Source organism: Bradyrhizobium sp. BR13661 (assembly GCF_029892425.1).
GTDB lineage: Bacteria > Pseudomonadota > Alphaproteobacteria > Rhizobiales > Xanthobacteraceae > Bradyrhizobium.
On record NZ_JARXWB010000046.1, the window covers coordinates 37011 to 50169 of the forward strand.

The 13159-nt window shown below is 62.4% G+C and carries 6 protein-coding genes and 1 tRNA gene; 5 read left to right on the top strand and 2 right to left on the bottom strand.

Annotated features, from left to right (window positions below):
* The first annotated feature begins 242 nt into the window (after nucleotides 1–242).
* On the top strand, nucleotides 243–1415 hold the full coding sequence (locus tag M2427_RS39385; RefSeq protein ID WP_280712145.1) for an acetyl-CoA C-acyltransferase: 1173 nt from the start codon (nucleotides 243–245) through the stop codon (nucleotides 1413–1415).
* Nucleotides 1416–1527: 112 nt separating this feature from the next.
* Here M2427_RS39385 and M2427_RS39390 read toward each other — a convergent pair whose 3' ends face one another.
* Nucleotides 1528–4833, bottom strand: coding sequence for a PAS domain S-box protein (locus M2427_RS39390; RefSeq protein ID WP_280712146.1), 3306 nt, complete (start codon nucleotides 4831–4833; stop codon nucleotides 1528–1530).
* 769 nt (nucleotides 4834–5602) lie between these two features.
* Here M2427_RS39390 and M2427_RS39395 point away from each other — a divergent pair.
* On the top strand, nucleotides 5603–6037 hold the full coding sequence (locus tag M2427_RS39395) for a phasin (RefSeq protein WP_280712147.1): 435 nt from the start codon (nucleotides 5603–5605) through the stop codon (nucleotides 6035–6037).
* Nucleotides 6038–6375: 338 nt separating this feature from the next.
* Nucleotides 6376–6452: transfer RNA gene (locus M2427_RS39400), tRNA-His, on the top strand.
* 396 nt (nucleotides 6453–6848) lie between these two features.
* Here M2427_RS39400 and M2427_RS39405 read toward each other — a convergent pair.
* A complete protein-coding gene (locus M2427_RS39405) occupies nucleotides 6849–8147 on the bottom strand; it encodes a Swt1 family HEPN domain-containing protein (RefSeq protein ID WP_280712148.1) in 1299 nt (432 codons plus the stop codon).
* A gap of 406 nt (nucleotides 8148–8553) precedes the next feature.
* Between M2427_RS39405 and M2427_RS39410 the strand changes: the two genes are divergently transcribed.
* On the top strand, nucleotides 8554–9657 hold the full coding sequence (locus M2427_RS39410) for a hypothetical protein (protein ID WP_280712149.1): 1104 nt from the start codon (nucleotides 8554–8556) through the stop codon (nucleotides 9655–9657).
* Between the two features lie 556 nt (nucleotides 9658–10213).
* The gene (locus M2427_RS39415; protein ID WP_280712150.1) at nucleotides 10214–13096 is read left to right on the top strand and encodes a hypothetical protein; all 2883 of its coding nucleotides are present in this window, start codon (nucleotides 10214–10216) and stop codon (nucleotides 13094–13096) included.
* Nucleotides 13097–13159: the final 63 nt, after the last annotated feature.

Here is a 13159-nt window from a genome sequence, read left to right on the forward strand (position 1 = left end):
CGCCGAAGCGGCTTCGGCCGCGCAGGCGGGTCAAGCCCGGGCATGACGAGTGGATAGGGCCGCGCGCCCCACGGAATGACGTCCATCATATATTCCGACATGCGGAACAACGCCGCCCTTCTTTCGAGGGGCGGCGTTTTTGTTGATGCAGCGCGGCGCTTTATGTCTCCCGCGCTCCCCAAACTTTGTGTACCAATGGCACCCAGAACGCCTCCGTACCATCGTTCAAAAGGGAGAAAACAATGCGTGAAGCCGTCATCGTTTCCTACGCGCGCACGGGCCTTGCCAAGTCCGGCCGTGGTGGGTTCAACATCACACCGCCGATGTCGCTCGCGGCCCACGCCATTCACCACGCGGTCGACCGCGCCGGCGTCGACAAGGACTATGTCGAGGATTGCTATCTCGGCAATTGCGCCCATGGCGCGCCGAATATCGGCCGTCAGGCCGCGCTGCTTGCCGGCCTGCCGAAATCGACCGGCGGCGTCTCGGTGAACCGCTTCTGCTCCTCAGGGCTTCAGACCATCGCGATGGCCGCCAACTCGATTCGCTCCGACGGCGCCGACTGCATCGTTGCCGGCGGCACCGAGAGCATCTCGATCCCCGGCGGCGGCACGCCGAAGGAATCGGTCGATCCCGAGCTGCTCAAGACCGCGCCAGACATCTTCATGGCGATGATCGACACCGCCGACATCGTCGCCGAGCGCTACAAGCTCAGCCGCGAATACCAGGACGAATATTCGCTGGAATCGCAGCGCCGCATGGCGGCCGCCCAGCAGGCCGGCAAGTTCAAGGACGAAATCGTCCCGATGAAGACCAAGATGAAAGTGGTCGACAAGGCGACCAAGGCGGAGAGCATCGTCGACTACGTGGTCGATCGCGACGAATGCAATCGCCCCGAGACCACGCTCGAAGGACTGGCAAAACTCGAGCCGGTGAAGGGCCCAGGCAAGTTCGTCACCGCCGGCAATGCCAGCCAGCTCTCGGACGGCGCCGCCGCCGTGGTGCTGATGGAAGCCAAGGATGCCGAGAAGCGCGGCCTCAAGCCGCTCGGCCGCTTCGTCGCTTGGGCAGCCGCTGGCTGCGAGCCGGACGAGATGGGCATCGGCCCGATCTTCGCTGTGCCGAAGCTGTTGAAGCGTCATGGCCTCAAGATCGACGACATCGATCTCTGGGAGCTCAACGAGGCCTTCGCCAGCCAGTGCCTCTATTCGCGCGACAAGCTCGGCATCGACCCCGACAAGTACAACGTCAACGGCGGCTCGATCGCGATCGGCCATCCCTTCGGCATGACCGGCGCCCGTCTGACCGGCCATCTGCTGCAGGAAGGCGCCCGCCGCAAGGCCAAGTGGGGCGTCGTCACCATGTGCATCGGCGGCGGCCAGGGCGGCGCCGGCCTGTTCGAGATCTACAGCTGAACTGAACGCCTGGACTCAAGAAAGGCGCGGCGCCGAATGCGCCGCGCCCTTTTTTATTGCGCGACCGGCTGAAGTTCGAGGTCGGCAAGTTCCTGGATACGGTGCGTGCGGCCTAAGCCCGCGCCGCCACCGGCGCGAACGTCACCTCGATCAGCGTGCCCTGGCCTGCGCTCTTGATGTTGAACCGGGCGCGGTTGGCTTCGACCAGCGCCTTGGTCAGCGACAGGCTCAGCGCGGAATTATCGGAGGCATCGCCGGGCGGCGGGGTGCGGAACGGCTCCATCGCGGCGGCGACTTCCTTTTCGCTGAGGCCATGACCGGTGTCGCGGATGCGAAGCGCCACCTCGCCGCGGTCGGACAGCGCGGTCGAGACGATGACCTGGCCGCCGGCGCTGGCGAGCCTGATCGAGTTCGAGATCAGATTCATCGTCACCTGCCGCAGCGCGCGCGCATCGGCCGTCACCTGCGGCAGCGCATGGGCGAGCGAGGTGCGGATGATGATGCGCTCGCGATTGGCCTGCGGCTGCATCACGGTGACGCAGGCCTCGACGAGGTCGTTGAGATTGAGGTTGGCGAAGGCAAGGTCGAGCTTGCCGGTCTCGATCCGCGACAACTCGAGCAGATCGTCGATGATGGTGATCACGCGCTCGCCGGAGGCGCGGATGTCCTTCATGTATTCGCCGTAGCGCTCATTGCCGAGCGCGCCGAAACGCTCCGAGATCATCACCTCGGCAAAGCCGATGATGGCGTTGAGCGGCGTGCGGATCTCGTGGCTGATCCGCGCCAGCATGTCGGCCTTGGCGTTGGCGGCGCCGTCGACCAGGCGCCGCGCCTGCGTCAGCTCGCTCTCGTCCTTCTTGGCGTGCGAGAGGTCGCGGAACACGGCGAAGAAATTCGGGCCGTCAGGCCGCGTGCGGCCCATGATCATGGCGAGCGGCAGCACGCCGCCCTTCTTCTCGCGGCCGAGCACCTCGCGGCCGTGATCGAGCAGGCTCGCAATGTCCTGGCTCTTCAGGCTCTGGAGATAGTCGAGCACGATCTGCTGGCTCTCCGGCGCGAACAGCGTCAGCAGGTTCAGCTGCAGCAGCGCCTCGCCGTCATAGCCGAACAGCGCCTCCGCGCTGCGGTTGCAGGCGTGGATGTTGCCTTCGGCATCGAACATCACGATGCCCTCGGCGGTGGTATCGAGGATCGCGGCGAGATCTTCCGCGTCGGCTTCGCCCACCTCCGGCTCGAGGTCCGGCGCATAAGGGAAGGTTTCGGGCACGATTGTCTCGGTGACGACAAGCGGCGCGGCCATGACAGGTTCTGCAGGCGGCAGCGCGCAGATCAGCGCATGCGCGCTGGCGCCGTCCCAGTCGATCGTGTGTAGATGCGCTTCCGTCGTCGCCAGCTTCTGCTCGCCATTGGCGATGGCAGAGGAGATCGTCACCGGCGTGCCGGATTGCGACGTGCTGCTCGCGCCCGAGACGCCGGGCTCGACGTAGAGCGCGTCCAGCCCGCCGGCATCTTCCAGCGCGGAGAGGCTCGCATAGCCGATGCGCGCGAGGAAAGCGGGGTTGGCGTAGAGCAGGCGATCGAGCCGGTAGATCAGCATGCCTGATGGCACCAGATCGAGCAGCGCGCGGTCGCGCGTGCTGTGGCCCTGCGCGGGCGGCGCGGGCTCGGTCAGCCATTCGGCCGCGGCCGGCGGCGCCTCGAGCTCCGAGAGCGCGGGCTCTGTGATGAGAGGCTCTTGCGGCGTCGTCGGTTCAGGCGTGTCCGCCGGCGGCTCGACTGCTGCGGAGGCAATCGCCTCGCGTTCGCGTTCGAGCCGCTCGGACAATTGCCGCGCGAGCTCGTTGAACGCGCTGTTCTCGACCGGCGTCAGCGTCGGCGAAGGTGACCTGAGGTCACCGGGAGCGCGGAATGGCACGACATTCGGAGGCGTTTCCACGGATGTTTCCAATTCGGCTTGGTGTGAATTCGCTTCGGGTGTGAGTGCAGGCGGTTCAGGTTCGGTTGCAGTCTCGGATGCGGTGGGCGCTTCAGGTTCAGGCTCAGGCGGCGGCTCGGCCGGAGGCGGCGCTTCCTGCGCCTGCGGTTCGACGAACAGCTCGTAGCGGCGCAGCGCATCCAGACGGTTCAGCCCGTCGAGGTCGCGGCAGACGCCAAAACCCTTGAAGCCCGCAAAGTTGCGCTCGCGGTCGTAGACGGGAAGGCCGGCAAGCTCGACCGGCAGATGCTCGCCGCCGTCGGCCGGCCAGTTCACGGTGATGCCGGCCCAGGTGTCGTGGCTGGCGAGCGCCTGCGCGACGCGCCCGTCGGGATCGAGCGAAAATTCGTCGGCGATCTCGTGCCAGGGCCGGCCGAAGCGGGCCGCGGTGTGCGCGCCGATCAGGCGGATGAATTCGCTCGACGCCAGCACAAAGCGACCCTGCGCATCCATCTGCCACAGGAAGCGCAGCGGATGCTGGCGCGGTGTCTCCGCAGATGCGGACTGCGGCTTCGCATGTCCAGGCGGCTCGACCATGGTGCTCGTGATCGGCGCGGCTTGCGGCGGCACAATGGCTGCGGGCGGGTTTTCCTCAGGAGTTTCCGGCGCGGCCGCGATCGTCTCGTCCACCTCGGCGAACGGATCGAACATCGCGATCCCGGCCTCTGGCCCGTGCGCTGGCGTTTCGACAGAAGCTGGCGGCGCGGGCTCATCAGGCGCTTGCGGCGCTGGAGCCGGCATCGCTTCCGGCGCAGGCTCCGGCACGCTTTCGGCCGCAGGCGCAGCCTGCGCCGCCGCCGGCTCGATCATTGCGATCAGGCCGACATCGGCGCCAACGCCGACCCGCTGCAGCACCATGTTGCCGATGCCGACAGGCATCTCGACACGGCCCTTTTCCAGCGCATCGCAGCGCGCCTGCTCGAGGCCGGCTTCGCCAAGATCGCGAAAGCCGAGCAGGGGGCGCGCGGCCTCGCTGGCACCGGCGAACATGCCGTCGGGCGCGAACGCCGCCATCGGCACGGTTGCGCCGTCGACGAGACCATGCAGCCGCTCGACCAGCGGCATCGCGCGCGCGCCCGCATGCATCGCGGAGACGAGCACGCCTTCAGTGCCATCGGAAAAGGACAGCCGCGCGCAGGCGCAGGTCATCAGCGTGCCCAAGCCCGCGCCAAAGCCGCGCATCCGCTCCAGCCTGACGGCACTGTTGGCGGAGAGCCGGCGGCCGAGCTGCGCGACCTGGCGGCGATGGCTGTCGGCAGGTCCGAACGTTTTTTGCGCCAGCGCCGCCGCATTGGCCGCGCCGAAAAATCTTGCGCCGACCGCATTGGTCCACAGCACGCGCGAGCCGTCGAGCGACCAGAGCCAAGCCGGCAGGGGCGAGGTCGCATGCACGGACAGCCTGGGATCGCCGACGCCTCGTAACTGGAAATCCGAATTCGTCATCCGACCGGCTTGTATCTCGACGTCGCCAGGCCTGCCGGGAATGGCAGCCTTAAGAAAGAGTTAGTATCGCCCGTGGCCGCGGGCAGGTCCACGCCCCCGCCCGCACCATAGCGGTCTAAAGCCGCGATAACCTTAATCCGGCCGAACCCGCAAGGCGGCGCGTCGTTGCATCCGCAGGATTCGGTGTGAGCGGGGGAGGCGAGGGAAATCGGCGGGTCCATCGTACAAATCGTGCCGCGCCAAAGCTGCGTTCCCTCCCCCCTCTTGTCCGCCGAAGCCCGCCTTCGGGCGAAGGCGGATGCGGGGGAAGGCTAGGGAGGGGTAGCCCAGCAAACGGTGCCCATCCTCCCCTGGAGGGGGAGGATCGGTTCGCATGGAATGCGAACCGAGGTGGGGTGACAGTCTCTCCCCGGAGGTGCTGCCCGAGTGGAGAGATCACCCCACCCCGCTCGCGCTCCGCGCGATCGACCCTCCCCCTCGAGGGGAGGGTAAGAGCCCCCCAGAAAATGACGCACGCACCTCAACCCACGGTTCCCCTGCGCGGGAACCTCACCTTCTGGATTAAATTATCGCGACGCACCCCCGTGTCACATTGCGCCGCACAATGTTGACATGTTAGGCAGGGATACTACTGGGCGCTGGACGAGCCATCTCGCTGTTCTGCGTTTCCAGTCTTCGTACCCGCCATCGCGTAACAAGAAATGGCCCCGGTTGGCCGGCGGGCGCGCCAGAAGGCTCACTCCATTTTTCACTAGCGTGAGGGACCAACATGACAGGTGCGACTGATCCGTTTTCTGCCTCGATCATTCCGTTCGAGGTTCCCGAGCAGGTGCGCGCATTCGCCGAAAAGGGCGTTTCGCAGGCCCGCGAGACCTACGCCAAGTTCAAGGACGCGGCCGAGACCCACAACGGCACCATCGAGGCCGTGTTCGCCTCGGCCCAGAAGGGTGCCAACGAGTACACCGCCAAGCTGATGGAATTCGCCAAGGCCAACGCCACGGCCCATCTGGACTTCACCCAGGAGCTGCTCGGCATCAAGTCGCCGACCGACGCCTTCCAGCTCTGGAGCGGCCACGCCAAGACCCAGCTCGAGACCTTCCAGGCCCAGGCCAAGGAGCTGTTCGAGATCGCCCAGCGATCCGCCAGCGCCACCGCCGAGCCGATCAAGGCCTCCGCCTCGAAGCTCTACCCGCCCGCCGCCTGATCAAAACGGCGGATCGATCAAGTTAAGAAACCCGGGCCGAGCGGCCCGGGTTTTTTTCACCTCTCCCGGAGGGAGAGGTCGGATCCCACCGGCGATGCGAAGCATCGTCCGCCCGGCGATGCGAAGCATCGTCCGGACCGATCCGGGTGAGGGGATCAGGTCTCACGAGGTAAATCGCGGACACACGACCAAATCTGCGGATTTATCGCCCTGAAGAGGGGCAAATAACGGGTTTTGCGGCCTTGCAAAAAACGGCCGTTGCACCTAGTTTCCGCCCCGTTCAGCCCCCTCGGCGTCAGGCCTTTTCAGGCAGCCCCCAAGGCGCGGCTCGCAAGGATGCAGTTGTAGCTCAGTTGGTTAGAGCGCCTGTCTGTGGAACAGGAGGTCGGTGGTTCGAGCCCACCCAACTGTACCAAGTAAATCAAATATTTAGAGGAAATGCCGAGACCTGCTGCGCAATAATAGCTACCAAGTAGCTACTACCGTCGAGCCGGTTTATGTGCTCGCTAGGCGGTTCCGATGCGCTCAGTCTGACTTTCAAGGTACCCCTTGCGCGCCGCGCAACCACCTCAAGCAAGTTCGTGGTGGCATTCCATTAAGATGGGTGCCGATATTTTCCGGTCGCATCGGCGACGCTCAGGAAGAGCGCTGAGAGGCGCGCGCCTCTACTTGGGCCAGCCAGCGACTTGCGCACGATTTAAGGATCATGCTGGGTGGCTATGCGCTCTGCCGAGGATTCGGCTCGAAGCTATGGTTAGTTGATAAAAGGAATAAAGTAGCGCAATGCTCCTCTCGCCGAGAGCCGCTGTTCTTAGTGCTTTTCCTCGATGGCCTTGCTCAGGCGGTGCATTTCGATTTTCAAGTACATCTCGTCGTCTAGCGTGATGATGCGCGCGTGTGCGACCGAAATGCGGATGGGGAATAAACGGAAGAATGATTCTTGCACGCTTTCGCGGCGATTGAAGACGGCCGCGAAAACCCTTTTCCAGTTGTCGCTGCGTTCGATGATTTTGATGTAATCGGTGAAATCGGCATACGCGATCAGCGGCTCATCTTCGCCGCCCCGCGCCATCGCGGTCTCTTTTGCGTTCTTCCAACTATCAAGCATGCCGGACGGTGTTTGGCGCTTGGTCCATTCTGCGCCGAATTCGGCCGTCATCAGGCGATCGATGAATACGCGCAGCTGCCTCTCAAAGCGCTGCAACCGGTCGTGGGCGCGATTGGTGCGAACAAGGCCTGTTTCCTCATCATCCACGGTTTCGGAATAGTCCTCGGCATCGAGCCCGGCGATGGTTGTGGTTTCGTCAAAGGCCTCGGCGGTGAATTCGGTCAGGTCCGGATTGAAGCCGCGTGCGACGTAGAATGCCGAACGCGCCACGGCGTTGTCAAAGATCGCGGGTGGGAAGGACGGGATGTCTCGCCAATCGCCAAGCGAGAGGCGCAGGGTATCCGAGAGCGTGGCATCGAAGGGCGCGAAGTTTCGCAAGCCGTGGCCAATGGCCTGGATCTCTGCGAAGGCAAGGACGGATTGGGCGGCATTATCGCGCAAGAGCCACGGCGTATGCATCGACTGCACTGCGGAGGTAAGGGCCTTGCTTGCCGCTGCGGCATCTGCAAGGTGATGAGCTGCCGATCCGGCTCCAAGCGCGACCTTGGCGAGCCGGTCCATTTCGTCGTAGCCGGGCAAGCGAAAACGGTCGGCATACCCGGCATAGATATCTTTCATAGCCAGGATATCGGCTCGCAAGGATGCAAGCTCCGCGACGGAGCCAACATTGCGCAGATCGTCAAGCGGGCCCGCGAGCAGCTTGAGATGATCGCCGGCGCCGGCAGCGAGAGCGCCTATTCCGGCGATATCGAGATTGAGCGCTCCTGTAAGCCGCGCGGTGTCGAAGGTGTTAATGCCTTTGGCCGCATCCAATAGTTTCTGGTCGATGGCTCCCAAGCCGGCAATCTGGCGGCTTACCCGGTCGATGTCCGAAAATCGGTCCTGCATGCTGATCGCATCGAGAATGCTCCGATGCTGCCCGAGCGGATCCGCAACGCCGATCGCGCGCTGCATGGCGGCATTATCGGCGAGCATCCGTTTCATGTAGTCATCGACGCTCATGGCTCATAACCACAATGTTGCGCCCCAGGGGGTAAGCTAGCTGATTCATCAAAATCCCCCTCGCACGGTTGCGTAGAATTTTAGGATATTCTTAATCGTTCGAAGGGAATCATAACCCGTTCAATCGTGCTGATGAGAAGCACAGGGCAGGCGACGAATCCTTGCCCAAGTCGCCGGCTTGACGGAGCAGAAGCTCTCGCCGACGCAACTTGCCGCGCCAATGGATCGAGCCGGCTTGCCTTGAAAGGGCAAAACCAAACACACCAGCGCACAACGTCATTGTGAACCGTTGGGAAAAGCTTAGTCGCCGGTTGCGACTCAGCGTCCGGCGGACATAATTTAGAACAAATCGACAACGAAGTCGAAGCCGTTCAGGGAGGATCGCGTAAAATGAAAAGGAGTTTGAATGTCGGAAGAGATCGACATCCCGGCTTCGGCCTGGGAGATCAAGGCAATCTTTCCTACGCGGCCCGGTGACGACGTCATCGCGGAAATCAAAGCTTATATAAAAGCCTTCGGCACCCCCCATCTGTGGAGGGGCCACACGCACGCCCCTCCGCCTAAGGATGGGCCGGTTGTTTACCTCGACGAGATTCATCTTCCGTCGTCCCATTGCGGCGATCTGAACCGCCACAAATGGTCTCCATGCCCGATCTGCTCGCCGCGGCACCCAAAATTTTACAAGGCGGGCATGATTGCGTGGTTTCCCGATGAGCAGGCGATCAGGATCATTGGGCCGGAGTGCTTTGCCTCGTTCAACCTTGAAGGCCATTCGGCGGCTTATGCCGCATTCCGCCGCGAGCAGGACGAGAGGCGAACCGAGGCGTTCCTATTGTCTCACCTTGGGCAGGTGGGTGACGCCATCGCGGTCATTGAACACAACATGGAGACGATCAAGGAGATCGACCGGGTACGTGAAATCATCGCGCGGCGTATTCCGATCGTGATCGACTTCGATCTATGGCATCATATTCGCGCAGATCAGCGACTGCGAACCGAGCACGAACGACGTGCCGTCTCCAAGGATCGCTATGGCGAAGAACGGGAAGTCGTCGTCCGGGACAGCATCGTCTATGGTCCGGTCATCGGCCATATCATGCTGGAGCCGAAGGCAAAGCCGATCCAGGACCGCCTTAGCGTCTGCAAGACGCGCCTGCGGCTGGTCGACTTCGGTGAGACGTATGCACAGCATCTTGCGACCCTTCCTGCGGAAGAGAAGCGCAAGATGGCCAAGTTCCTGCAAAAGGAGGTTAGGAAGGCGCATGAACTCCTGGCTGAGGCCGCTGAAGTGAAGCGCTTTCTGTCGGCGGAGAACGTGGCTACCCTGCGTGGCTGGGGCAAGCACGAGGACTGCCCGACGAGGCTGTACATTGCGTTCGCGCCGGATGGCCGTCAATTGCGGCTCGGCAGGACCGACGAGCAGTATCAGACCATGACGGTGCGGCCCGCGTTCTGGGACAGCTTGCGCCAAATCACGATGCTGGCGGCGCAACGGAGTGCTGCGGAGTAGCACCTAAAATGCGACGGCCTGCGGCGCAAGGCCGTCGTACCCGCAAGGCCGGCGAAGGGAGCTGTGGAGGCGAGATCCCAGCTTCCGTCGTGTCTTGGCTTCGAAGGCGGGACCATGACATCTGAGATCAGGCCATGGATGCCCGGCGAATATTGATCGGAACTTTGGCGTGATCGAATGGCGCTTGTGCTACACCTGCGTCTTGAGGAAGGCGCCTAGCCGCGGGTAAACCAGATACACGAAGCTTTGCGGCTGGGCGATACGTCCCGGCCGCTGGTCTTTTTTGCAGCATCGGTCGATAGGATTGGTGCCTACCGGATATCCCGAGGGTGTCAGTCGCGGGCGCCTTGCAGAAAAGGCGTCGCCATTGTGCGGTCGCCGATGTCCTGGCTTTCGCTGCTCCCGTCATTTCTCCTATATATGGCTTGGCGCAGTTGCGATTGCGTGGTGCACGCGGGTGCGGCTGACAGGACGAGTTCGACCCAATTGACCGCAGAGTCCACGATGCAGGCAGCCCAAGCCATCCTTGCGACCATCGGTTCTTCCGTGATGGCCGATGAATGAACCATTCACCGTTCCCCAGATGAGGGAAGAGGTCTCTCCGTCCAGCGGCGGGCGATCGCTCGAAGGCTATGTCTATCAACTGGACGTCTCAATACTGGCGGCGCTTGATCTGGTTCTTGCCCGCAAGGTGGCTTCGGAGATCGTCCTTGAGCCGGCAAGCGAGGAAGACCTTGAGGCCGATGTTGGGGATGGGCCGAGTGCACTCTCGGAATCTGCGGCACTGGACGGTTATCGCTTGGTCCTGCAGTGCAAGCTGCGCAACACCGGTCCATGGAAGCACGAAGACTTAAGCCGGCTGCTTGCGCACGGTGAGAGGCGCCAGTCGGCTCGCGAACGGCTCACCGATCCTGGTGTCCGGTATCTTCTGGTTACCAGCGCCGATCTCGATGGGGTCGCCCGGCAGTTGAAGGTAGAGACCTTTGGGGTGTGGCCTCCTGAAAGCGGAATACCTGCCGGCATGGCAAAATCCCTCCCGGCGGATGCCGGCGGCCGCGTTGCCGTTCTTGGTGCAATGGATCAGGAAAAGGTCAACGGACGCACCGATCGTTTGTTGAGTCAGCGCTTTCGTGTGCCCCATTCCAATCTGGAGAGCTGCAGGCAGTTCTTGCGGAGCGAAGCCCTCCTGCGCATGCGGGGCGCCGCTCAGGGCTTGTGGCCCCGTGCCGAGCTTGAGCGTCTGATCATCGCGGCCGGTGGCTATGTTGGAGAATCGGCCGCTCTGGAAGGCTTCGTCCCTCCAACTAACTGGGACGAGTTGACGTCCGCTCTTGAGACAAGGCACGCGGTCGTCATCACCGGAGCATCAGGAACCGGAAAGACACGCGCGGCCAAGGCGCTCGTCGCTCACCTGCGCAACCGGATACCAGGAATCCAACATGTCGTCGTGCAGGGCGGCCCGGAAAAGATCACCGACGATCCGGATCCGCGGGGTGTGGTGTACGAGATTGAGGATCCTTGGGGGCGCTTTCGGCTAGAGCCGACTTCCGCGCCCTGGAACGGCGCGATTGCCGAGATTCTCCAGTCCGCCGCTCCCGGCAGGAAATTCGTGATCACGAGCCGATCAGATGTGCTGCATGAAAGCAGGCTACGGCTCAAAGGAAAGTGGATCGTCACGCTCGAAGACGAGAATTATGGTGAAGCCGAGCGAACCAGGCTTTTCGAAAATCGCCTGCCGGGCCTTCCGCCAAACCTTCAGCCTATCGTGCTCCGCTCTCGGAACGACGCGGTCGAGCGGCTCGCGACGCCGCTTGAGATGCATCGCTATTTCGCTGTCCTCGCCGACGGGTTAGAAAAGGACGAGAATGAAGGCCAATACATCGCCCGTTGCCTGTCCGATGCTCATCAGAGTTCGATAGAGGCCGCGCTCATACACAACGTCCGCCAACGCATGACATGGGCGTGGGCGGCCATTACCTGGGGCCTTTTCAAGTCGAGAGCACGTCAAACGTTCAATGTGCTGCCCGACATCCAGGCGGGTTTGACCAAACGTCAGCGTGACCTCGAGGACGGTCTTGAGCCTTTCCTGAACTTTTTGATCGCGGGCCGAAATTTGCGGCAGGCCGGGCCAACGTTGACCTACCAGCATCCGCGCGTCGAACTCGGTCTCGAAGAAGCTCTCAAGGAAAAGCCGGGTTTGGCGGCCCGGGTTTTGGCCTATCTTGTCGCAGTCTTGATCGATCTGGACAAGCCTGCAGATTCGGATTGGGGGCGGGAGGGTGCCGCGCATCTGGTCCAGGCTGTAAGGCAACGTTCGATCATTCTACTTGATCTTCCGCTTAAAAGGCAGGCGCAACTGGATGCCTGGATCGATGAAAGATTGGCGGCAACCGGACCTGATTTCAGGGAGGACCTCAAGCTTGCCGTATCCGTAGGCTCTGAAGATTCGATCCCTGCGGAAGTCGCTCGATGGCTTACGCATCAGGACAGGACGAAGGAACATTGGTTCTTCAGTAGCTGGATGGCGCCGGAGAGGTCCCCGGAGTGGTTTCGAAAGGTCGCGGCCGATCACAGGACACGGGCAATTTGCGTTGCGTTCATCACGCGCGAATTGCCTCACCACAACCCGTCCTACCCCGCTCAATTTGCGGAGCAGGTTGGGCAGCTGTGCCCGGGCCTGACACAAGCGTTCATGGATGCGGCGCTGTCCATCGTTCGTGACGGCTATAATCCGAATACCAATCCCATTGCCGTAGGCGCACTTCCCGATCTCGGCGGATTTGAGGCTGTTGTAACCCGGGCCGTTTCCTATCGACAGGAACTCGCCGGCAAGCCTGACGACGATTTCAAGCTCAAATTGGCAAACGGCGAGTGCGACGGTGATGCCGAAGATCGCTATTACGAGAGTATCGCCGAAGATGGACAGACGGCGTACGACTTCCTCGAATGCTATCTCGCGGAGAGACGGGAGAAGGACGGCTGGACCGCCATTCGCGATCATGCGCATGCCTTGGACCTAACGTATCTTTGGATACGGCTCGCCGAGCGCGCGGCCAATGTCACGGACGCAGAATGGCGTGCGATTGCGCAAGCGGTTCTGGATAAGCCGGAAGAGGCGGATTTCTGGCAAGCCATGCGGAAATCCTTGCGCTCCGATTTTTTGGACGCGCTGAAGGAACGGATTGTCGCCGGCAGTGCGATCCGGGAGGTTAGGCTGGAGGCGCTCGGAACGGCGGTTCAGGCGGCGCCTGACGTGCTTTTCGCCGCGGTCCATCTTCTTGCATCACGCAACCAGGTGCGTCGGCTGCTTGAGCTTGCGTTCGACCTTGCCGCTGAGAAGAAGGCCAACGCGAGGGAGAGCCGGATTGATTTCGACATCATCGGTGTTCGGATTCTGGCAGCTTTGCCTGTCATTCGGCTTGCAATATTGACCCCCTAAGCCGGGGGATCGGCGTCCAAAATTGACCCCCTACAGATAGGTCTGTTGCGCTGCCTGCTTTGG

Coding starts and splice junctions, on each gene's coding strand:
- M2427_RS39415 (WP_280712150.1), top strand. CDS start 10,214: ATGAATGAACCATTCACCGTTCCCCAGATGAGGGAAGAGGTCTCTCCG.
- M2427_RS39395 (WP_280712147.1), top strand. CDS start 5,603: ATGACAGGTGCGACTGATCCGTTTTCTGCCTCGATCATTCCGTTCGAG.
- M2427_RS39405 (WP_280712148.1), bottom strand. CDS start 8,147: ATGAGCGTCGATGACTACATGAAACGGATGCTCGCCGATAATGCCGCC.
- M2427_RS39410 (WP_280712149.1), top strand. CDS start 8,554: ATGTCGGAAGAGATCGACATCCCGGCTTCGGCCTGGGAGATCAAGGCA.
- M2427_RS39385 (WP_280712145.1), top strand. CDS start 243: ATGCGTGAAGCCGTCATCGTTTCCTACGCGCGCACGGGCCTTGCCAAG.
- M2427_RS39390 (WP_280712146.1), bottom strand. CDS start 4,833: ATGACGAATTCGGATTTCCAGTTACGAGGCGTCGGCGATCCCAGGCTG.